This window comes from Agrobacterium pusense (assembly GCF_900102105.1).
Taxonomy (GTDB): domain Bacteria; phylum Pseudomonadota; class Alphaproteobacteria; order Rhizobiales; family Rhizobiaceae; genus Agrobacterium; species Agrobacterium pusense.
Genome location: NZ_FNBB01000005.1, coordinates 177,850 through 200,098, shown reverse-complemented (window position 1 = coordinate 200,098; position 22,249 = coordinate 177,850). Strand labels below are relative to the sequence as shown.

General features: G+C 59.9%; 20 protein-coding genes and 1 tRNA gene. 10 read left to right on the top strand and 11 right to left on the bottom strand.

The features are described 5' to 3' along the window. Positions 1-47: 47 nt before the first annotated feature. Both BLU28_RS14640 and BLU28_RS14635 read left to right on the top strand, forming a co-directional pair. On the top strand, positions 48-965 hold the full coding sequence (locus BLU28_RS14640) for a LysR family transcriptional regulator (protein ID WP_004437871.1): 918 nt from the start codon (positions 48-50) through the stop codon (positions 963-965). 133 nt (positions 966-1,098) lie between these two features. Next, positions 1,099-2,121, top strand: a complete 1,023-nt coding sequence (locus BLU28_RS14635; protein WP_034500268.1) for an LLM class flavin-dependent oxidoreductase — start codon at positions 1,099-1,101, stop codon at positions 2,119-2,121. A gap of 187 nt (positions 2,122-2,308) precedes the next feature. Here the strand turns inward: BLU28_RS14635 and BLU28_RS14630 are convergent, their stop codons facing one another. Continuing rightward, on the bottom strand, positions 2,309-3,427 hold the full coding sequence (locus BLU28_RS14630) for a mandelate racemase/muconate lactonizing enzyme family protein (protein ID WP_022563468.1): 1,119 nt from the start codon (positions 3,425-3,427) through the stop codon (positions 2,309-2,311). Positions 3,428-3,707: 280 nt separating this feature from the next. Between BLU28_RS14630 and BLU28_RS14625 the strand changes: the two genes are divergently transcribed. Further along, a complete protein-coding gene (locus BLU28_RS14625; protein ID WP_022563467.1) occupies positions 3,708-4,382 on the top strand; it encodes a GntR family transcriptional regulator in 675 nt (224 codons plus the stop codon). A gap of 104 nt (positions 4,383-4,486) precedes the next feature. After that, on the top strand, positions 4,487-5,956 hold the full coding sequence (locus tag BLU28_RS14620) for a mannitol dehydrogenase family protein (RefSeq protein ID WP_045533875.1): 1,470 nt from the start codon (positions 4,487-4,489) through the stop codon (positions 5,954-5,956). A gap of 51 nt (positions 5,957-6,007) precedes the next feature. Here the strand turns inward: BLU28_RS14620 and BLU28_RS14615 are convergent, their stop codons facing one another. The 8 genes from BLU28_RS14615 to BLU28_RS14575 form a co-directional block, all read right to left on the bottom strand. Then, the gene (locus BLU28_RS14615; RefSeq protein ID WP_022563465.1) at positions 6,008-6,853 is read right to left on the bottom strand and encodes an ATP-binding cassette domain-containing protein; all 846 of its coding nucleotides are present in this window, start codon (positions 6,851-6,853) and stop codon (positions 6,008-6,010) included. Next, positions 6,850-7,689, bottom strand: a complete 840-nt coding sequence (locus tag BLU28_RS14610) for an ABC transporter ATP-binding protein (protein ID WP_022563464.1) — start codon at positions 7,687-7,689, stop codon at positions 6,850-6,852. Before BLU28_RS14610 ends, BLU28_RS14615 begins: the two co-directional genes overlap by 4 nt. Before the next feature lie 3 nt (positions 7,690-7,692). Then, a complete protein-coding gene (locus tag BLU28_RS14605; RefSeq protein ID WP_004437857.1) occupies positions 7,693-8,607 on the bottom strand; it encodes an ABC transporter permease subunit in 915 nt (304 codons plus the stop codon). Continuing rightward, positions 8,604-9,611 carry an ABC transporter permease subunit gene (locus tag BLU28_RS14600; RefSeq protein ID WP_004437854.1) on the bottom strand — a complete coding sequence of 336 codons (1,008 nt, stop codon included), beginning with the start codon at positions 9,609-9,611 and terminating at the stop codon, positions 8,604-8,606. The genes BLU28_RS14605 and BLU28_RS14600 overlap by 4 nt, the downstream gene beginning before the upstream one ends. 63 nt (positions 9,612-9,674) lie before the next feature. Next, a complete protein-coding gene (locus tag BLU28_RS14595; RefSeq protein WP_004437852.1) occupies positions 9,675-11,279 on the bottom strand; it encodes an ABC transporter substrate-binding protein in 1,605 nt (534 codons plus the stop codon). Between the two features lie 120 nt (positions 11,280-11,399). Beyond that, a complete protein-coding gene (locus BLU28_RS14590) occupies positions 11,400-12,587 on the bottom strand; it encodes a M24 family metallopeptidase (RefSeq protein ID WP_022563463.1) in 1,188 nt (395 codons plus the stop codon). A 551-nt stretch (positions 12,588-13,138) separates the two neighbouring features. Continuing rightward, complete coding sequence (locus BLU28_RS14580; RefSeq protein ID WP_022563462.1) at positions 13,139-13,888, bottom strand: SDR family oxidoreductase; 750 nt, start codon at positions 13,886-13,888, stop codon at positions 13,139-13,141. Beyond that, positions 13,885-14,499: a nucleoside 2-deoxyribosyltransferase gene (locus tag BLU28_RS14575; RefSeq protein ID WP_022563461.1), complete on the bottom strand. Its 615-nt coding sequence runs from the start codon at positions 14,497-14,499 to the stop codon at positions 13,885-13,887. The genes BLU28_RS14580 and BLU28_RS14575 overlap by 4 nt, the downstream gene beginning before the upstream one ends. A 175-nt stretch (positions 14,500-14,674) precedes the next feature. Between BLU28_RS14575 and BLU28_RS14570 the strand changes: the two genes are divergently transcribed. The 4 genes from BLU28_RS14570 (at position 14,675) to BLU28_RS14555 (ending at position 18,773) form a co-directional block, all read left to right on the top strand. Further along, positions 14,675-15,301 carry a ribonuclease D gene (locus BLU28_RS14570; RefSeq protein WP_006698074.1) on the top strand — a complete coding sequence of 209 codons (627 nt, stop codon included), beginning with the start codon at positions 14,675-14,677 and terminating at the stop codon, positions 15,299-15,301. Between the two features lie 82 nt (positions 15,302-15,383). Then, positions 15,384-16,613 carry a hypothetical protein gene (locus tag BLU28_RS14565; protein WP_022563460.1) on the top strand — a complete coding sequence of 410 codons (1,230 nt, stop codon included), beginning with the start codon at positions 15,384-15,386 and terminating at the stop codon, positions 16,611-16,613. 48 nt (positions 16,614-16,661) lie between these two features. Next, positions 16,662-16,970, top strand: a complete 309-nt coding sequence (locus BLU28_RS14560) for a hypothetical protein (RefSeq protein WP_004437838.1) — start codon at positions 16,662-16,664, stop codon at positions 16,968-16,970. Between the two features lie 264 nt (positions 16,971-17,234). After that, positions 17,235-18,773, top strand: a complete 1,539-nt coding sequence (locus BLU28_RS14555; RefSeq protein WP_022563459.1) for a hypothetical protein — start codon at positions 17,235-17,237, stop codon at positions 18,771-18,773. 85 nt (positions 18,774-18,858) lie between these two features. Here BLU28_RS14555 and rpsA read toward each other — a convergent pair whose 3' ends face one another. Next, a complete protein-coding gene (gene rpsA, locus BLU28_RS14550; protein WP_004437832.1) occupies positions 18,859-20,559 on the bottom strand; it encodes a 30S ribosomal protein S1 in 1,701 nt (566 codons plus the stop codon). A gap of 170 nt (positions 20,560-20,729) precedes the next feature. Then, on the bottom strand, positions 20,730-21,362 hold the full coding sequence (cmk, locus tag BLU28_RS14545; protein WP_022563458.1) for a (d)CMP kinase: 633 nt from the start codon (positions 21,360-21,362) through the stop codon (positions 20,730-20,732). Positions 21,363-21,588: 226 nt separating this feature from the next. Between cmk and BLU28_RS14540 the strand changes: the two genes are divergently transcribed. Next, positions 21,589-21,975: a TIGR02300 family protein gene (locus BLU28_RS14540; protein ID WP_004437826.1), complete on the top strand. Its 387-nt coding sequence runs from the start codon at positions 21,589-21,591 to the stop codon at positions 21,973-21,975. 152 nt (positions 21,976-22,127) lie between these two features. Next, positions 22,128-22,203, top strand: a tRNA-Ala gene (locus tag BLU28_RS14535). Positions 22,204-22,249 lie beyond the last annotated feature (46 nt).

Below are 22,249 nucleotides of genomic sequence, written 5' to 3'. Positions count from 1 at the left end.
AACAGGAACTGTTCATTTTTGTACAGAACTCTTGATGGGAGACAATTATGGCCACCCCTTTCACCTGGGACGACCTGCAATATTTCCTGGCCGTGGCCCGCACCGGACAGCTCTCATCCGCCGCCAGAAGCCTGCGCACCAGCCACGCCACCGTCTCCCGCCATATCGACCGGCTGGAATTTTCGCTTAAAACCAAGCTCTTCGAGCGGAACCCGCGCGGGTATGAGCTGACGACGGTGGGGCGGCGACTGGTCGATACCGTCGAGCGCATAGAGGCAGAGGCTGAACGGCTGCAATCGGATATTTCCGAAAGCGGCAGCCTGCTGCGCGGCGTTGTGCGCCTGAGCGCTCCCGAAGGTTTTTCCAATTTTTTCTTCGTCGAGAGGCTGAAGGACTTCGCCGCCACCCATCCCCACATCATGGTGGAAATGGTGACGATCCAGCAGATCATGGCGCTTTCCCGAAAGGAGGCGGATGTGGCTGTCACGCTCGATCCGCCGAAGGCCGGTCCCTATATCAATGAACAGATCATCGATTACACGCTGCATATTTACGCCTCACGGTCCTATCTCGCCGGACAGCCGAAAATTACGAAGCGGGAAGACCTGCTCGACCACTTCTTCATCGGCTACGTGCAGGATCTGATCTTTTCACCCGGCCTCGATTACATGCGCGATGTGCTTCCGGGCCTGCGGCCAAATTTCCAGTCTTCGAGCATTTTTGCGCAACTGACCGCCACGCTTGGTGGCCGAGGGCTTTGCATCCTGCCGAATTTCATCGCCGCGCGCTTTCCGGATTTGCAGATGGTGCTTCCGGGTGAGGTCGAGCTGCGGCGAGGTTACTGGCTCACCAGCCATCAGGACTTTGCCAATGTGCCACGGGTGCGCTCCTTGATGGATTTCATCCTCACCACCGCGCGCGCCCACGAAAAGCTCTTTATTCTCAAGCGCGGCATCATGGTCTGAAGTCGCGATCGTTCACATTTCGGCGACACCCTGTCTTCGTCTCGCAGGTTGGAGGATCTGCGCCGTTGCTTATATGAGGGACAACAACGATGTCGCTGCACTAGCGGACATCCTCCAAATCTGGAAGGTCATTATGAAAAAGATCGGATTCCTATCCTTCGGCCACTGGACGCCCTCCCCCCAGTCGCAGACCCGCTCGGCAGCCGATACGCTGCTGCAGTCGATAGACCTCGCCGTGGCCGCAGAAGAACTGGGGGCTGACGGCGCCTATTTCCGTGTGCACCACTTCGCCCGTCAGCTGGCCTCACCCTTCCCGCTTCTGGCCGCCGTCGGCGCCCGCACGAAAAAGATCGAGATCGGCACCGGCGTCATCGATATGCGTTACGAAAACCCGTTCTACATGGTGGAGGACGCCGGTTCGGCCGACCTCATCGCCGGTGGACGCCTGCAGCTCGGCATCAGCCGGGGCTCGCCGGAGCAGGTCATCGATGGCTGGCGTTATTTCGGTTATCGCCCGGCCGAGGGCCAGAGCGAAGAAGATATGGCGCGTCAGCACACCGAGGTCTTCCTCGAGCTTTTGAAGGGCGAAGGCTTTGCCGAGCCGAACCCGCGGCCGATGTTCCCCAACCCGCCGGGTCTTCTGCGGCTGGAGCCGCATTCCGAAGGCTTGCGCGAGCGCATCTGGTGGGGCTCGAGCTCCAATGCAACGGCAGTGTGGGCGGCAAAGCTTGGCATGAACCTGCAAAGCTCCACGCTGAAGACGGACGAAACCGGTGAGCCTTTCCACGTCCAGCAGGCGCAGCAGATCCGCACGTTCCGGGAAGCCTGGAAGGAGGCCGGACATGCGCGTGAGCCACGCGTCTCCGTCAGCCGCAGCATCTTCGCCCTCGTCAATGATCGCGACCGCGCCTATTTCGGTTACGGTAACGAAGGCGACGACAAGATCGGCTATATCGACGACAAGACGCGTGCGATCTTCGGACGCAGCTATGCCGCCGAACCGGAAAAGCTGATCGAACAGCTGAAGGCCGATGAAGCCATCGCCGAAGCTGACACGCTGCTGCTGACCGTGCCGAACCAGTTGGGCGTCGATTACAGCGCCCATGTGATCGAAACCATCCTGAAGCAGGTAGCGCCGGCACTTGGCTGGCGCTAAATCTGGAAAAATCGTATCATCCACACGCCGTCACCCCGGACTTGATCCGGGGTCCAGCGCGATCAAGTCTTTGATCGCGAAAGAGTCTTTTTACGGCGTAGACGCGCCGTGGCTGGATGCCGGATCTAGTCCGGCATGACGGAGGACGTGCTTCCCTCCGTTAAAATCCGGGCTGTATACCGCTGCTCTAGTTCAGCGCCTTGCCGTAACGCGCGAAGCTCTCCGCCAGCGGCGTGGTGCTCGCACCCGGCTGCTCAGGCCGTTTGTAGACACCATCCTGCACCTGGATCGGTTCTTCGAAATGATCCTTGATCCACGGAATATATTCGAGAATGGTCGACGCCGGATGCCAGTAGCTCAGATGCACATGCACCTGGCTCATCTCGCCGGCATGCGGCACGACAGGCAGGCGATGGGCGAGTGCCAGATCGGCAACCTGGATATATTCGGTGACGCCGCCAAGCCGTGTTACATCCGGCTGGACATAAGCGACGGCGCCGGCATCGATGAAGGAACGGAACGCATCCACCGTATAAAGCTGCTCGCCTAGCGCAATCGGGATAGTGGTATTGCGCGCCAGCCGGGCATGGCTCGTCACATCGTCATACCACAGCGGCTCCTCGAACCAGTAGATGTCCAGATCCCTCGCTGCCGCACAGAAGCGCTGGCATGTGGGCAAATCCCATTTGCCGTTGCCATCGATGGCGATGCGGATGGATGAGCCGACGCGTTTGCGGACGGCAGCAAGCCGGGCGATATCGATATTCGGGTCGTCATGCCCGACCTTGATTTTCAGCCGGGTGAAACCGTCTTCCTCCACCGCCCTTGAGCTGCCTGCAAGCAAATCGTCCAACGAGAAGGAAAGCCAGCCGATATCGGTATTATAAGCTTCCACTGCCGCCGTGCGTGCGCCGCCGAGATAGTGCCACAGCGGCACGCCTGCCTTTTTCGCTTTCAGGTCCCAGAGAGCCACATCGATCGCAGCTAACGCCAGATGGGTGATGCCAGCCCTGCCGACCCATTGGAGTGAGGGATAACGAGCGAGCTTCATCCAAAGCCGTGAATGCTCCGACGCATCCTCGCCGACAAGCAAGGGCGCGTAACAATCGCTGATGCAGGATGTGATCAGCCTGTCCGACGCCAGATGCGCATGGGTGCCGGTGAAACCATAGCCCTCGAGGCCGTCACTGGTGGTGATCTTTGCGCCGACAACACCCCAATGGGTGATGCTGTGGGTGGAATCGGAAATGGAGTCCGATGTCAGCGGCAGGTGCAGGATGAAGGGTTCGACGGCGGTAATTTTCATGATCGGTCATTCCTCGATGCTTGAACGCTTCTGGGGAGGAAAGCCGGAAGTCCCTTTATGAAACACGCTTTGCCGACTGGGCGGGTGAAATCGTGTTATCTCCCGCGTCCAATGGTTGCAGGAGTCAAACCGTCAGGGGATTGCCGGACCGCCCTCCTCCGGCAGCCGGCTTCCGATGGCAGACAGAGCTAACAGAAAAACGGATTTTGTAAAATAAAAAATTTTTTATTTTTAATATTCGATCATTGCCTGCTTAGCAAAGCTGGGCGATGATGTGGGCATGAACACACTCGTCAAAGTCACGCTCGCCGAACAGGCGCACCGGGAACTGCGCGCACGCATCGTCAGCGGCAAATTGCGCGGCGGCGAACGTCTGCTGCCAAATGAACTTGCCGCCGATCTCGGCATCAGCCCGACGCCGGTCAAGGAAGCCTGCCTGAAACTCGAGGCGGATGGGCTGGTGGTCAGTTCGTCCCGGCGCGGAATGGTGGTGCGCGACTTCACGGTCGAGGATGTGGAGGAACTATACGCGGCCAGGATGCTGCTTGAAAAAGGTGCGGTTGAAGTGGCCTTCGATGCCGGGCAGCTGGACGGAACGCTGCACGTAGCACTGCTGGAAAGCCTCGACAAACACCGCGCCTTCGCCAAAGGCTCGACGCTGGATGAATTGTCGAAAGCGCTTTTTTACGACCGCAGTTTCCACGCGACCCTGGTCGCAGCGGCGCGCATTCCGGTCATTTCCGGTTCGCATGAGCGCATTCTAGACCAGACCCACACGGTCTTCGTCTCGATCCTCGGTGATTACGCCCGCTCGGTCGAGGAGCACCAGAATATTGCCGATGCCATTGCCGCCGGCAGCAAGGCCCAGATCATCGATGCGCTGTGGCGGCACCTGGAGCGCAGCCGCCAGAACACGCTGCGTCAGGTCCGACTGTTCAAAGAGGCCGGCGCCTGATCAATTAAAAGACAAGTGGAGGACTGCATGCGCGAAAACCCCGGGGTCGCAATTCCATCAGCGCGAGCCGAAACCATCTCATTCGCCAGGGGGATTTTGTGCTGATGATGGACCGGCTTTCCGCTAGAACCCTGCCCCGCCTGCCGCACACGGTCACGACCCCTGCCTATGAGCGCATGAAAATCACGCCCGGCATCGTGCATCTCGGCGTCGGCGCCTTTCACCGGGCGCATCAGGCGGTTTTCATCGACGATTGCCTCAATCGCGGCGAAACAGGATGGGGCATCGTCGCCGCATCGCTGCGCAGCCCGGACACCCGCGACGCCATCGAACCGCAGGATAATCTCTACACCTTCTGCCTTCGCGATGGCCAAAGCGAGCGCCTGCGCATCGTCGGCTCGATTCTTGAAACCGTCGTCGCCCCGGAAAACCCGGAGCGACTGGTGGAGCGGATGGCCGACCCGCGCGTTCTCATCGTGACCCTGACCGTGACGGAAAAGGGTTACCTGACCAATCTCGCCTCCCGCAGCCTGCTGCGCGACCATCCCGATATCGTCCACGATCTCGAAAACCCGGAGCGGCCGCGCTCGATCTTCGGCTTCATCCTTGCAGCGACCCGGCGCAGACGTGCCGAAGGCTCCCTGCCGCTGACGCTGCTGTCCTGCGACAACCTGCCCGCCAACGGCCACATGCTGCGAAAGCTGCTGCTGGAATTCGCGAGCCTTGCGGATCAGGAACTGGCCTCCTTCATCGAAGCCAATATTGCCTGCCCCTGCTCGATGGTGGACCGTATCGTTCCCGCCACCACGGATGCGGACCGGGATGCGATTTCGGCCGCACTCGGCCTCAGCGATGCATGGCCGGTCGTTGCGGAACCTTATTTCCGTTTCGTCATCGAAGACCGTTTTCCTCATGGCAGACCGGCGCTTGAGAAATCGGGCGTGGAATTCGTCGATGATGTCGAACCTTACGAGCATATGAAGCTGAGGATGCTGAACGGCTCCCACAGTGCCATCGCCGCCATCGGCCAGATTGCCGGCCTTGCGACGGTGGCCGATGCCTGGGCTGAAAAGACCGTGCGCGACTTCATCGACGTCTATTGGCGTGAGGTCGGACGGACGCTGGATCCTGCCGTCAATGGTTCTGAATTCGCAGCCGGCCTGCGGCAGCGTTTCGCCAATCCCTCATTGCAGCACAAGACCATGCAGATCGCCTCCGATGCGTCGCAGAAAGTGCCGCTGCGGATACTTTCACCACTACGAGAATTGCTGGCGGAAAAGGCTGAGTGCGGAGCGGTCATTTTTGCCGTCGCGCTGTGGATCAGGTCCTGTGCAGAGGAAGATGAAAAGGGGCAGCCGATCACCATTCTCGACCCCGCCTTCAGGGAATGGGATGCGCCGGATCAACTGGCGATGGCTCCGGATGCGGTGGTCGACCGCTTCCTCGGTTTCAAACGCACCTTTGGCAGCGACCTGCCCGCCACCGAAACCTTTGTCCTGGCCCTGAAAGCCGCCTATCGCAACATTCGCGAGCAGGGCGCCCTGGCGGCAATTGGGCGTTTCCTGAAGTCCTGAAAAAAGAACAGGCCGGAAATCCGGCCTGCTCCCAACCTCTTTCGTCAACCGTCAGGCTGTTGCAGACTGTCTCGCCGCCTTGCGGCGCTCCACGCGGGCGCGAATGGCATCGACATCCGTGATTGGGGTCGCGGCGAAGAGCTGACGGGTATAGGGGTGCTTCGGATCGGCGAAAAGTTCCTCGCGCGTGCCCTGCTCCACCGCCTCGCCCTTGGAGATGACCATCACGTCATCAGCAATGTAACGCACCACGGAAAGATCGTGGCTGACGAAGACATAGGTCAGTTCGAATTCCTCTTGCAGATCGCGCAGCAGGTTCAAGACCTGTGCCTGCACCGAAAGATCGAGTGCCGAGACCGGCTCGTCCAGCACCAGCAGCGCCGGGTTCAGCATCAGTGCACGCGCAATGGCGATGCGCTGGCGCTGGCCGCCGGAGAACATGTGCGGATAACGGTTGAAATGCTCAGGACCAAGGCCGACCTTGACGAGCATGGCTTCAGCCCGCTCGCGGCGCTCGGAAGCAAGAATCTTCGTGTTGATGATGAGTGGTTCCATCAGCACGTCACCCACCTTCTGGCGCGGATTGAGGCTGCCATAGGGGTTCTGGAACACCATCTGCACCTTGGAGCGCATTTCCGTGCCGGGACGGCGCCTGGCGATATCGACCGGCTGGCCATCGATCTTCAATTCACCGCCGGAAGCCGGATCGATGAGGGCAATGATGCGAGCCAGCGTCGACTTGCCCGAGCCGGATTCACCGACAATGGCGAGCGTCTTGCCGCGCTCGACGGCGAAATCGATGCCCTTCAGGGCCTGCACCATTCTCGCACCGCCGAACAGGCCGCCGGGAACGTGATAGTCGCGGGTAATGCCCTTGCCTTCAACCACGATACTCATCGAACGCCCTCCTTGCCGAAGAAATCGGAGACGGTGGGCAGACGGTCGCCGGTGGCATTTTCCGGCAGGGCCGAAAGCAATGCCTTGGTGTAGGGATGCTGCGGGGCTTCGAAGAGGCTCAGCACATCCGCCTCCTCCATCTTGCGGCCCTTATATTGCACGACGACACGATCGGCGGTCTCGGCAACCACGCCCATATCGTGGGTGATGAGGATCAGCGCCATGCCATATTCTTCCTGCAGCTTCATCAGCAGGTCGAGAATCTGCTTCTGTATCGTCACGTCGAGCGCAGTCGTCGGCTCGTCGGCGATCAGGAGACGCGGCTTGGAGGCAATCGCAATGGCGATCATCACGCGCTGGCACTGCCCGCCCGACATCTGGTGCGGATAGGCCTTGAGCTTGGATTCCGGATCGGGAATACCGACAGCACGGAATAGCTCCAGCGCGCGGGCGCGTGCGGCAGCGCCGCTCATGCCGAGATTGAGGCGAAGCACTTCCTCGATCTGGAAACCGACCGTGAAGGACGGATTGAGCGAGGCGACCGGCTCCTGGAAGATCATGGTGATCTCACGGCCGATCAGCTTGCGGCGCTCCTGCGGCGACATGGCCAGCAGATTGATGCCGTCAAAGACCATCTCATCGGCGGTAATCGTCGCCGTATCGGGCAGCAGGCCCATGACGGCGAGCATCGATACCGATTTGCCCGAACCGGATTCACCGACGATGGCCAGCACTTCGTGTTTGTCCACGGACACATCAATTCCGTCGACGGCGGTGAAGGCACCGGTGGCGGTGGCGAATTTCACCGTCAGGTTCTTGATTTTCAGCAGGCTCATATCTCAGCTCCGCTTCAGTTTGGGATCGAGCGCATCACGCAGCCCGTCACCCATCAGGTTGATGGCAAGCACCGAGATCAGGATCGTCAGGCCGGGAAGGGTAACAACCCACCAGGCCCGCAGAATGAACTCACGCGCTTCCGCCAGCATCGTGCCCCATTCGGAGGCAGGCGGCTGAGCGCCCATGCCGAGGAAGCCGAGTGCGGCCGCATCGAGAACCGCAGACGAGAACGAAAGCGTTGCCTGTACGATTAGTGGTGCAAGGCAGTTCGGCAGGATGGTCTTGAACATCAGCCGGAGATTGCCGGCACCGGCCACGCGCGCGGCCGTGACATATTCACGCCGAAGCTCGCTCATGACCGCTGCACGCGTCAGACGCGCAAAATGCGGCTGATAGACGATGGCAATGGCGATCATCGCGTTGGTGAGCCCCGGCCCAAGGATCGCGACCAGCACCAGCGCCAGAAGCAGCGATGGGAACGCCAGGATGACGTCCATCACACGCATGATGACGGTATCGACCCAGCCGCCGAAAAAGCCGGCAATGAGACCGATGACAATGCCGCCAATGAGCGCGATGGAAACGACAACGATGCCGATGAACAGCGAATATTGCGCGCCGTATATCAGACGGGACAACATGTCACGCCCGACGGCGTCCGTGCCGAAGAAGAAGCCGGCCCGGCCGCCTTCCTGCCAGACCGGCGGCACCAGCAGCGCATCGCGATATTGCTGGGTTGGATCATGCGGCGCGATCAGCGGCGCAAAAACCGCGACCAGCACGAGGAGAATAAACACGGCAAGGCCGATGACGGCACCACGGTTCTGACGGAAATAGAACCAGAAATCGGCGATCATCCGGCGGCGGATGGCGGCGTCAGAAAGCCTGACGACCGGAGCTGTGGTCACATCGCTCATTTGTGACGGATCCTTGGATTGATGAGGCCGTAGGTCAGGTCGACGAGCAGGTTGACGATCATCACCAGACCCGCAATCAACAGCAGGCCGCTCTGCACGACCGGATAGTCGCGGCGCGAGATGGAATCGATCATCCACTTGCCGATACCCGGCCAGGAAAAGATGGTTTCGGTCAGGATGGCGCCAGCCATCAGCACGCCGATCTGCAGACCGATGGTGGTGATGACGGGGATCATGGCGTTGCGCAGCGCATGGATGCCGACGACACGGGAAGGCGACATGCCCTTGGCGCGGGCCGTGCGCACATAATCCTCGCCGAGAACCTCCAGCATGGCCGAGCGCGTCTGGCGCGCAATGACGGCAAGCGGAATGGTGGCAAGCACCACCGAGGGCAGGATAAGATGCGAAAAGGCCGAGGCGAAGGCGCCCTTCTGTCCCGAAATCAGGCTGTCGATCAGCATGAAACCGGTGACGGAGGGGAAGAAATACATCAGCGAGATGCGGCCCGAAACCGGCGTCCATTGCAGGATACCGGAGAACATGATGATGAGCAGCAGACCCCACCAGAAGATCGGCATGGAGAAGCCGACGAGCGCCGTCGTCATGGAAATCTGGTCGAACCAGGAGCCGCGGCGAATAGCGGCGATCACGCCGACCGGAACGCCAATCAGCGTTGCGATGATGATGGCGACGAGACCAAGCTCGACCGTCGCGGGAAAGAGCGACAGGAACTCGGTGAGAACCGGCTTCTTGGTGACCAGCGAATTACCGAGATCGCCCTGAAGCAGCCGTCCCAGGAAATGAAGATATTGCTGCCACACGGGCTGGGCAAAGCCGAGCTGTTCGGCAAGCTGCGCATGCCGTTCGGGCGAAATGCCACGCTCGCCCGCCATCAGCAGCACGGGATCGCCCGGCAGGACGCGCACGAAGGCGAAGGCAACGATGGTGATGCCGAGGAAGGTCGGAACGAGATAGAGAAGTTTGCCGAGAATGAACCGGATCATGGCTTTTTCCTGAAAAGACGCGCGGAAGAACAGGGTTCTTCCGCGCGTCCGGTTGTTCGGGGATTACTCCGCGATGTCGACGTTTTCGAAGGTGAAGTCGCCAAGCGGGCTCATGGTGAAGCCGGAAACCTTGGCGGACATGGGAACGAACTGCGTGGAGTGCGCAAGCGTCGCCCACGGAGCCTGTTCCTTGAAGATCACCTGTGCCTGCTCATAAAGCTTGGTGCGCTCGGCAACGTCGGTGGTCTGCTTTGCCTTGGCCAAGAGGTCCGAGAACTCCTTGTTGCACCACTGTGCACGGTTCGCACCGCCTTCACCGGTTGCGGCGCAGGACAGGAGAACGCTAAGGAAGTTGTCCGGGTCGCCGTTGTCGCCGGTCCAGCCGAGGATGACGGCACCGTCGCGCTTCGTTTCGGTGGACTTCTTGAGATATTCACCCCACTCGAAGGAGACGATCTCGGCCTTGACGCCGACCTTCGCAAAATCCGACTGGATCAGCTCGGCGGTACGACGGGCGTTCGGCATGTAAGGACGCTGCACCGGCATCGCCCAGATCTTCATCGACAGATCCTTGACGCCAGCGGCTTCGAGAGCCTTCTTGGCAGCTTCCGGATCGTAAGCATCGTCCTTGATGCTGTCGTTGTAGGACCACATCGTCGGCGGGATCGGGTTCTTGGCAACCTGGCCTGCACCCTGGAACACGGCGTCGATGATCGCCTGCTTGTTCATCGCCATGTTCAGCGCCTTGCGGACTTCCGGCTTGTCGAAAGGTGCAACGGTCGTGTTGTAGGCGAAGTAAGCGACGTTCAGGCCCGGCTGTTCATCGAGCTTGAGGTTCTTGTCGGCGCGGATGGTCGCGAGATCAGCCGGAGCAGGGTATGGCATCAGGTGGCATTCGCCAGCCTTCAGCTTCTGCAGGCGAACCGCAGCGTCAGGCGTGATCGCGAAGATCAGGTCGTCGATCTTCGGGGCTTCACCCCAGTAGTCGGCGTTCTTCTGGAAGCGGATGACCGCGTCCTTCTGATAGGCGACGAACTTGAACGGACCGGTGCCGATCGGCAGATTGTTGAAGTCTTCCTTGGTGCCGGCCTTCTCAAGCGTATCGGCATATTCCTTCGACACGATGGAGGCGAAAGGCATGGCGATGTTGGCGAGGAACGGCGCTTCCGGGCGGGTCAGCACGAACTTGACCGTGTAATCGTCGACCTTGACGATTTCCTTGATCAGGGACGGCATTTCCATGGAGTTGTAATATTCGTAGGTGATGCCTGCGATATACTGGTTCCACGGGTTCTTCGCGTCGCCCTGGCGGTTGTAGCTGAAGATCACGTCGTCAGCGTTGAATTCGCGGCTCGGCGTGAACTTGTCGTTGGAGTGCCACTTGACGCCCTTGCGCAGGTGGAAAGTGTACTCGAGACCATCCTTGGAAACGTCCCACTTTTCCGCAAGGCCCGGCTCTACTTCTGTCGTGCCCTTTTTGAACTCCGTCAGACGGTTGTAGACCGGATGCGCGGAAGCGTCGAAGGTGCCGCCGGCGGTGTAAGGCGACGGATCAAAGCCTTCCGGCGATGCCTCGGAGCAGTAAACGAAGGTCTTCGCCATGGCTGGCATGGCGGAAGTCATCGCAAGTGCAGAAGCGATAAGCAAACTGCGGGTCAGCATTTTCATCTGATGGTCCTTTCCCTCTTTTTCTGAGTTCCTGCGGCCCCCTCCAGGGGCCTACCTTCTTCTGGTCAGCGGCGGCACGGGGATGCCCGTCTCGCCGTTCGGTCTTTGCCTCCCGACCAATTACCCGGCGACCGGCTGAAACAACCGGTCGAGGTTCGTTTCCGGTGGGCAGAACCAGCGCGGCCCTGCCTCCGTCATGTAAGCGATATCTTCGAGACGAACGCCGCATTCCCCATAAACGCACAGCATCGGCTCGATGGAAAAACACATGCCGGGCTCAAGCGCCGTGGCATTTCCTGCAACGATATAGGGTTCTTCGTGAATATCCAGCCCAAGCCCGTGACCCGTGCGGTGCGGCAGACCGGGAAGCTGATAATCCGGGCCAAATCCGGCCGCCTTCAGACTGTCCCGGGCGGCCTTGTCCACCTCGAAACAGGCGGCGCCAACGCGGGCGGCAGCGAAGGCCGCGGCCTGTGCGTCACGTTCGGCATTCCAGAGAAAACGCTGCCGTTCCGTTGGCTTGCCAAAGACATAGGTACGGGTGATATCGGAACGATAGCCATGAAGAATACCACCGAGGTCGACCAGCACCATGTCGCCCTGGTTCAGCGTCTGCACATGGGGCACGCCATGCGGATAGGCCGTCGCCTCGCCGAACTGCACCGCCACAAAAAGCGGCTTCATGCCAAGGGCAATATGGGCGGCATTGACGAAATCCGCGACTTCCGTGGTGGAGATGCCGGGACGCAGGCCTTCGAACACGGCCTTCTGCACATTATAGCTCGCGTCCATCGCTGTCTGAATGAGGGCGATCTCCGCTGCAGACTTGACCTGCCGCTGGGCGACAATCAACGGCTGAGCGGAAATGATGCGGCCTTCCAGACGCTGCATGAGCGAGGATGCAAAAACAAAGGGCGTAGCCGGATCGATGGCGACGAAGTGACCTGCACAGGCCAGCGCACCGATACGCCTTGCCATCAGGTCGAACGGGCTTTCATCCTCTTCCCAGGTGGCGACTGCGCCGGGGATACGGATCAGGGTCTGGAGTTTCGGTTCCTCGAAGGTCGGGCTTATATAGATCGGCTCGCCCTCGGCCGGCACCAGAGCACCGTGAATACGCTCGGAAAGGCCAAGCGACAGACCGGTATAATAAGTCAGCGACGACGAAGCGTCGAGCCAGACCGCCTTGATGTTCTGCTGGGTCATTCGCGCCTGCAGGCCACGCAACCGCAACCTGAGCTCGTCTTCAGCGATCGATGAAACCGCGATCGGCTGAAACTGCTTCAGCGCCTCTTGAAAGTCTGCCATTCTCTCCCCGCCGCCTTCGGGCGCACGGACACTGGCGTGCCGGCACCTCCCAAGCGTTCTTTTGCCCATGCTTAACCACAGGGGGAAGGCTAAGCAATGGGGCGGGAGGACGCACCGCCACAAAACTGTGCATATTTATCTAGACATAACGAAATCGTGATCGACGCGAGCCTGATTTCAGGAGTCGTTGCCTTGACGCGGAAATCGAAAATCCCCCGGAAATCCAAGGGAGAAACCAGCCCCTTGTCCACGCATCGCGTGCAGCCGGGAAACGGACGCCAATCCACCACGTAAAAAAGAGCCAAGAAAAGGAAAAAGCCTGCCGCGGGAGGAGGTGCGGCAGGCTTCAAACTTGATCGGTGATTGGGAGGAGGAGTACCACCGATCCACATCGAGCGACGCTGGGAGGAGGAGTGCGTCGCTTCGATGATTTGAATATAGCGGTATCTGTGATTTTTAACAGAGCAAGTCTCGCAATGCAGCATTGCATTTCTGCATAGCTCCGGAATGACTGCCCGGTTTTTCGGCAGAACCTACCCTACCGCGGGAAGTCAGCTCTCCCGGTAGACCTGGAAACCGGCGAAGGACTGGTTGACTGGCATGAGCTCAAGACTGTTGATGTTGATATGTTTGGGCTGCGAGGCGACCCAATAGATGGTGTTGGCGATATCATCGGCCGTGATCGGATTGACGCCCTTGTAGAGATTGTCCGAAGCTTCCTGATTGCCCCCGGTGCGCACCAGCGTAAATTCCGTTTCGCACATGCCCGGTTCGATTGAGGTTACCCTGACGCCCTTGCCGTGCAGATCCGAGCGCAGACCGAGCGAAAACTGCCGCAGGAAGGCTTTGGTGCCGCCGTATACATTGCCGCCCGTATAGGGATAATGCGCGGCAACAGACGAAAGGTTGACGACGATACCTTTACGGTCGATCAGTATCGGCAGGAGATGGTGGGTGATGTTCAGCAGACCGGTGATGTTGGTGTTCACCATGGTCTGCCAGTCCTTTAGCGGCACCTGCGGCGCGGGGGCCGTGCCCAGTGCCAGGCCGGCATTGTTGACGAGGACATCGATGTCTCGGAAGCCCTCCGGCAAGGCGGCAAGCGCTTTTTCGGCTGCGTCCTCATCGGTGATGTCGAAGGCGGCGCCGTAGAAAGCCGATCCGAGTTCGGCTGCCAGTGCCTCCAGTCGTTCCGCCCGACGGCCCGTGCCGATGACCTTCCAGCCTTCCCTGATGAAGCGTCGGGCCGTAGCCTGTCCGAAGCCCGACGTCGCGCCGGTGATGAGGATGGTTCCGCTCATGATGATGCCTCCACTCTATTCGTTTTTTCAGGGTCAATCGGTGTCAGTAGTTTTTCCGCCGCCGCTGCAAGGCAGCGCTGGTAGGCGGCGAGATCCGTATACAAGTCCTCATCGGAAACGTCGCCGACAATAACGTTGCCGCCCCGCCGCAAAATCCCGCCGTGCAGCATGAGATTGTCGACCATGTCGAAATTCTCGATCGACAACCCGTCCGGTCCGCGATACCGGCCCGTTTCATCCACGGTGACAACATTGCCGTAATGCGCCTTGATGCGGCTGAAGTGATTGGCCGCGACATTGGTGTAGGCGAACACCGGCTTGCCCAGCGCGCACATGAAGCCCAGCTCGTAGCTCGTTCCCGTGTCGGCGGCGATGCCGCGAAACGGTGTGAGATTGGCAATCACGGCATCCGCTTCAAGCATCATCCCTTCGTCGACTTCATTGATGTTGCAGCCATGACCGATCCTGGTATCCGCCGGCGGGATCTGCAGATCGCCCGGCGAAAGCGGGATGAAGCCGGCCTCCCGCGCCAGTGCTGCCTTGAGGTCGAGCATTTCGCGCGCATTCGGGAGGAACACTTCCGGTCCGGCGAGATAGATTTTCTTTGTCATTGGGAATTCATGCAATTTGTCAGGAAAAGATTTCCGACCCTAACCCGGGGACTTTCGCAAAGGCAAGTGCCAAGGGCGTGCGGCGTGGCGCGGCGGACCGACCGATAAAACGGTATCGTCCCGCTGGTCTTTCCGTTATAGCCGGAGCAGTAGACTGGAATTTCTGGAGCAGGACATGGCAGCACCCATCCGTTATCACGAAGGCGATATTTCCGCCGAAGATGCCGCGCGCTATACCGGCGCCATCGCCATCGATACGGAAACGCTGGGTCTGGTGCCGCGTCGCGACCGCCTCTGCGTCGTCCAGCTTTCGCCGGGCGACGGCACGGCAGACATCATCCGCATCGCCGCTGGGCAGAAAGAAGCGCCGAACCTCGTGCGCATGCTTGCCGATCCCGCCCACCAGAAGATCTTTCACTATGGCCGTTTCGATATCGCCGTGCTTTTTCATACGTTCGGTGTGACGACCACGCCTGTCTTCTGCACCAAGATCGCTTCACGGCTGACCCGCACCTATACGGACCGGCACGGGCTGAAGGACAACCTCAAGGAAATGCTGGAGGTCGATATTTCCAAGGCGCAGCAATCTTCGGACTGGGCAGCGCAAACGCTTTCCCCGGCGCAGCTCGAATATGCCGCTTCCGACGTTCTTTATCTGCATGCGCTGCGCGACAAGCTGACGGCGCGTCTCATCCGCGACGGCCGCCTTGATCATGCCGATGCCTGTTTCGCGTTTTTACCGACCCGTGCGAAGCTAGACCTGCTCGGCTGGGACGAAACCGACATTTTCGCCCATAGCTGAGCGTTTTCGCCTTCGTTTAAACACTGATTTACCAGACTTGCCTATTCTCGGCCGTAACTTTGGGCGGCCGGGGACTTTCCAGATGATTACTCCGCTACAACAGACGGCGGGCATTGCAGTGAGCGACCTCATGCGCTCGATGGTCGAAACCATCGAGGAACGCCAGCGCGAGGAGCAGGAAAAGGCCAACGGCACCAAGAAGGATGATGCGGTCAGAACGAACCCGCAGCCGGATGAAAGCCAGCGCGTCGCCAATGAGAAGATAAGCGCTTATCTCTTCGGTGCCATGAAGCCGGACCCGGATGCCTTCGCCTCGCTTGTTTCCCGCTTTTCCGCCGCCCTCGGCATCACGCAGGACGTGGATGAATCCAATTTTTCCTTTGCACAAAGGCTTCAGGATGCGCTGACCCTGACCCAGAGTTTCGAAAAAACCGATGCGCAGGGAAAAGCCACCACAATTTCCCTCGCCTCCTTCGGTGTTTCGCAGTTGCAGGTCGTCGATGTGCTGAACAACGGCGTCAACGCCAAAACCGATCCCATGGCGGCGCTTGCCGCCCGCATCGCCGAGCGTGCCGGCCTCACCGGAACGGAGGAGGATTTTGGCGCGCAGATGTCGGAGGCCATCATGGCCGCGCGGGCGACCTTGCCCATGAACGTCAGTGAACTGGAGGAATCGACCGGTCTCGAGGAGCTCGGCATCTCAGCCAGCGCGATGATCGCCGCCATCGCCAATCCTTACGGAGATCAGGCGCGAGCGGTAAAAGATGCGCTCAATGACAAGGCGCAAGGCACTCTCTTCATGACGAGGGAGACCCTGAAGGTCATCCAGCGTCTGGAAGACGTGGCAGATCCGAAGTCCAAGGAAGAATTGCAGGCCGAACGTGGCGAAAAGCGCATTGGCGAAATCAACGATGCGGAAGTGGCAGCCGAACGGGAAGAAGATATCCAGACCCGTGACGCACAGGGCAAGCTTGAGGACGTGCAGGAAATTCAGGACGTCGTGAAGGAGCACATTGACGCCTCCGCCGATGAGAAGGCGGATGGCGCAGCCGGCCAGGGCCCCGCCGACATCTCATCGGAAATCGCCCTGATTTCCGTGCTCGCGGCAACGCCGGCGGAAGAGGCCCCACCTGCTGAAGGCGATAACGAGCCTGAGGGAGCGGATGCGGCCACCACGCCGGCCGATGCGGAAAACGAGGCAGAAAAGCTGCTTGATGCACAGGCCGCTGTCGAAGCTGCCGGAACCGACATCTTGCCGATTTCGGTCGATGAAAACGGCCTTTATGCATTGCTGAAGAAAAAGGCGGCATGATTGCCGTCTGGAACTGTCACGTGAGCGAAACATGATGTGAGTTCAGACATGGTCGATATCTCAGGCGTGTCAGGCGGCGCCATTCACGATGCCGAACCGAACGCGGCCCAGGCCCTTCTTTCCATGGCGGCTCCGCCCCTCGCGCCGGAGGATGCCACCATCATTCCACTGGCTGGCGAAGAAGCGACTATCGCGCCCGCAGAAATCCAGCCGGAGCGAAGCTTTCCGAAAGCGAGCTGGCTGGATGCCATGCCGCCGGAGGCGCTGGAAGTCACGGTGAGCGAACCCGATCGTATCTCCTCCGTCAACTCGGACGACAACGGGCTTTATCGCATGTTCATAGGCGTTTCGCCCTGAGCCGGTCCGGCCGTGCGCAATCACTTGGTTAGCCAAATCTTAATATCTGCAGGCGAGGATTCGGCTTGATGATTCTGTGTGCGCTGAAAAGAGCGGCCTTCGAGCCTATGGTGCACATGGCGCTCCCGCATGAGCGGGCGAGATGACACCTGTATGCCAGCGGCGTGGCGATTTTCAACATTCGAGGCAGATGCGGATCACAGAGCCAATGGGGATTGGCGCTTTCGCAGCCGGCGCCGGCCACCGATAGAAACGGAGCGCAGCATGTTACCGCCTGTATCCAAAGTTTCCGCAGCCGATGCCACCTATGGAGCCTCGCTCGCGCCGGCGCAGCGCGCGCAGCCGAAAGGCGTCGTGCAGCCGCAACCAAGCGCTGCCCTTCCCGAACAGAGCGCCAGCCTTTTTTCACGGGCTGCAGTGGCCTCCCTCGCCGGCGAGTTCCAGCTGGCCCGGAGCACCGCAGTCTTGGCGGAAACACTCGGCAAGCTGATGAACCTGCCGCGACGGGACGGCGAAGCCGTCGAAACCTATGTCGGGCGTCTGACGGAAGCCTTACGCGCCCTGCCGCCCGCGCAGCGTCTTGCGCTGGAACAGCAGATTGGCAAAGCACTGCAGGGTCTCAGCCTTTCGATGCTCGCGGAAATCCTGAAACAGCCGACGGGACCGGATGCGGCGCGGCTTGCGCTGCTGATCGAGCTTTCGCGTTACAGGGGGGCCGATCTGGCTGCGAGGGCGGTGGTCTCCTCCTATCAGCAGAATAATTCCGCCAGTCCGGTGCCCGCCCAGCCCAGGCAGCAGCCGACCGCCGCGAGCCCCAATGCGGAGTTCCGTTCCAATCCGCCCGCGGCAGCGCAATTGCCGGGCTCCACGACAACCGGCCGTCTGTTGCCGCTGCTTACTGGCCCACTCGCTCTCAGCGGTGCGGCAATGAAGGCAACGGTCACGGCGCTGACCGCGCAACCGGAAGGAGCCGTCCGGCATTCCGCCGCGCCCGCAAATGCGCCTGACCTGCCAGACCAGTCGGCAAAACCGGAAGGCAGGACGGAAAACACGACGCGTCCGCTTCCGCCGCAGACGGGCAGCATGACAAAAGAAGCGCCGGCAGAGACCCTTCCAGGCAATTCGCCTCGCGCGCAACCCGGCGAAACACGCCCTGCCCTTCCGCATCGGGAGATGATGAAGACCGAGCAGAAAGACGTCCGCACCGCCTCACTGTCAATCTTCGGCCCGCCTGCAACTGATGCAGAGAACGTGGCCAGTCTTGTGCTGGCCGCCACGGCCGGCAAACTGCCGGCGAGAGCAAGCACGACGCAGCAGCCCCCCGCCATGCCGCAGGGCATCGAGCCGCCATCGCCCGACGATCAGCCAACCGAAAAGTCGGGGCTGTCCGCTGCCCACCCAACAGGGGAAGAAGCGGAATCGGTGGCTCACCGGCCTGAAGCTCCCTACTCTTCGCGACTCCCGCTGGACACGGAAGCGAGAATGGCGATGATGGAGCAATCCGCCTCGCAATCGCTGATTGCCGCCGCTCTGGCAAAAGACGGCACGCCGCTGCCGCTCGTCGCTTATCCCCCTGCCGATGATGATTACGAATCAGAAACGCCACCCCGCGGCGGCGGGCCTTTTTCCGACGATGAGGCGGAAAGCGAAAGCGGAGCGGAGTCTGAAAATTCCGGCGATGACGATGGCCTGGAAGAGCGCGTTGCCGCCAATGACGGGATCGACACGCAGGAAAGTCCGACGGCGACGGCCGCCGACGACAGCGCGGAGAATTATTACCTCAAGATGAGCGGCGTCCTCTGAACGCCCAATTGCCTGCCGGCGGATCGCCCAAGAAAAAACCCGCCGGAAAATTCCGGCGGGTTCTTCATTTCAACGATCTAGACGATTATTCGCCGCGGTTCTTCAGAGCCGCGCCGAGGATGTCGCCGAGCGAAGCGCCCGAGTCGGACGAACCGAACTGTGCGACGGCTTCCTTCTCTTCAGCGATTTCCAGAGCCTTGATCGAAAGCATGACCTTGCGGTCCTTCTTCGAGAAGTTGACGACGCGGGCGTCGACAACCTGGCCAACGGAGAAGCGCTCAGGGCGCTGCTCGTCACGGTCACGGGAAAGATCAGCGCGACGGATGAACGAGGTGAGGTCTTCGTGGTTGACGAGCTTCACTTCGATACCGCCATCGTTGACCGCGGTGACTTCAGCGGAAACGACTGCGTTCTTGCGCAGGTCGCCGGAAGAAGCGGCTTCGCCGACAGCGTCCTTGCCGAGCTGCTTGATGCCGAGCGAGATGCGTTCCTTCTCAACGTCAACGTCGAGAACGACAGCCTTAACGACGTCACCCTTGTTGTACTCTTCGATGACCTGCTCGCCCGGACGGTTCCAGTCGAGGTCCGACAGGTGAACCATGCCGTCGACATCGCCTTCGAGGCCAATGAACAGGCCGAATTCGGTCTTGTTCTTGACTTCGCCTTCGACTTCCGTGCCAGCCGGATGGCTGTAAGCGAATGCCTGCCACGGGTTTTCAAGCGTCTGCTTGAGACCGAGCGAGATACGGCGCTTCGACGGATCGACTTCGAGAACGACAACGTCAACTTCCTGGCTCGTGGACAGGATCTTGCCGGGGTGTACGTTCTTCTTGGTCCAGGACATTTCGGAAATGTGGATCAGGCCTTCGATGCCCGGCTCCAGCTCAACGAATGCACCGTAGTCGGTGATGTTCGTGACCGTGCCGGAGATCTTCTTGCCAACCGGGTACTTGGCGGAGATGCCATCCCACGGATCGGACTCGAGCTGCTTCATGCCGAGCGAGATACGGTGGGTTTCCTGGTTGATGCGGATGATCTGAACCTTGACCTGCTGGCCAATGTTGAGGATTTCCGAAGGATGGTTGACGCGGCGCCATGCCATGTCGGTGACGTGCAGCAGACCGTCGATGCCGCCGAGGTCAACGAACGCACCGTAATCGGTGATGTTCTTGACGACGCCGTCAACAACCTGGCCTTCTTCGAGGTTCTGAACGATTTCAGAACGCTGCTCGGCACGCGACTCTTCGAGAACCGTACGACGCGAAACAACGATGTTGCCGCGACGCTTGTCCATCTTGAGGATTTCGAAGGGCTGCGGGTTGTGCATCAGCGGGGTAACGTCGCGGATCGGACGAATGTCGACCTGCGAACGCGGCAGGAACGCAACAGCGCCATCCAGATCGACGGTGAAACCACCCTTGACCTGGTTGAAGATGACGCCTTCGACGCGCTCGCCAGCTTCGAACTTGGCTTCGAGCTTGACCCAGCTTTCTTCGCGGCGAGCCTTCTCGCGCGACAGAACGGCTTCGCCGAGAGCGTTTTCAATGCGCTCGACGTAAACTTCGACTTCGTCGCCGACCTTCAGCGTGCCGTCCTTGGACTTCGCGCCGAATTCCTTCAACGGTACGCGGCCTTCAACCTTGAGGCCGACGTCGACGATGGCAACGTCCTTCTCGATTGCCGTTACGATACCCTTGGCAACATAGCCTTCGGCAAGATCGTTGGAGGCAAAGGATTCTTCGAGAAGCGCTGCGAAATCTTCGCGCGTGGGGGTAGATACTGACATGAAATCTCCTGATTGCATCCGCGCAATGGCGAATACAAAAGCGCCGGTGGGCTAGTGTTGTTGATACCCGACCCCATGCCCGCCTTTTCAAAAGGCTTTCCGGCGCAAGGACATGTCTTCGGGCAATTCCTGACTAAACGCAGACGGCAGGAAGCCGTTCCGCGAAAAACCTATCTCTTCAGAGCGGCGTCGATGATCGTGCGCGCGGCCTGAAACGCCGCCTCTATACTCATTTCCGACGTATCTAGCAAGTGTGCGTCTTCCGCCGGCTTCAGCGGACTGTCGGCGCGGGCCATGTCGCGCTCGTCGCGTTTTTTCACCTCGGCGAAAATGGCATCATAATCCGCGGTGCCGCCATTGGCCAGAATCTCATCGTAGCGCCGGCGCGCCCGCACGTCGGCAGAGGCGGTGACATATAGCTTCACTGGCGCATCCGGGCATACTACCGTGCCGATATCGCGGCCATCGAGAACCGTACCCGGCTCCCTCAAGGCAAAACGCTGCTGCGCCATCACGAGCGCCCGCCTCACCGGCGTCATCACCGCAATCCTCGACGCGGCTTCGCCAATATCGTGCCGGGACAGGACGGAGCGGTCGAGCCCCGCAAGATCGACCTCCAGGGCGACCTTCTCCGCCACGGCCTCGTCATCCAGCGGCAGGCCCGCGTCCAGGAGCGCCCTCGCTGTCGCCCTGTAGGTCAGCCCGGTATCGAGATGATGAAAACCGTAGGCTTCCGCGATCTTTCGCGACAGGGTTCCCTTGCCCGCCGCAGCCGGCCCGTCTATGGCGATCGTGAAGGTCATTAAGCTTTCCGCCTGTGCATCTGTTATTCATATAATAGAGTGCGACACGCCTTACGATTTATATCAGCATTCCCGAACAGGGGTTGCGCCAAGGCAGGAGGCACCCGAAGTTTGTCTTTGACACGAAAGAGCGCAACGATTAAGGGGACCGGCTATAAATTTTACCGTCTATGCCGGTTTTACGGCGTACACACCGAAACTCATTCGACAATTTGAGGCTTAGACAGTGGCAAAAGCGGAACTTGGTACCAAGCGCACAGACCCCGATACCGGCAAGAAGTTCTACGATCTGAACCGCGATCCGGTCGTTTCTCCTTACACCGGCAAGTCCTGGCCGCTCTCCTTCTTCGAGGAAAGCACAGCTCAGGCAAAGCTCGAGCAGGCTGAAGAAGAGGATGTAGCGGAAGTCGATACCGAAAACACGGAAGTCGAACTCGTGTCGCTGGAAGATGCCGACGGCGACAACAGCGGCGACGATATCCCTGATCTCGGTGACGACGATGACGTTGAAATCGACGACGACGACGACACCTTCCTGGAAACCGACGACGAAGATGACGACGACGACATGTCCGGCATCATCGGCGTATCGGGCGACGACGAAGAAGCTTGATTTTATTTGATAATTCGGCCCGACGACAAAAAAATGACGCCGGGCCGTTTTTTATGCTTGCACTCGTCGGAAAGCCGCAGTAGTAAGCCGCCACCGAACGGAACAACAACCGCTTCGGTTCCCGGAACCGGAAGAAATGCCGGAACCCTTATGGGGCTATAGCTCAGCTGGGAGAGCGCTTGCATGGCATGCAAGAGGTCAGCGGTTCGATCCCGCTTAGCTCCACCAAATTTCCCAAGATAAAATTCATCACGTCAGTAAAATCTGAATTGTG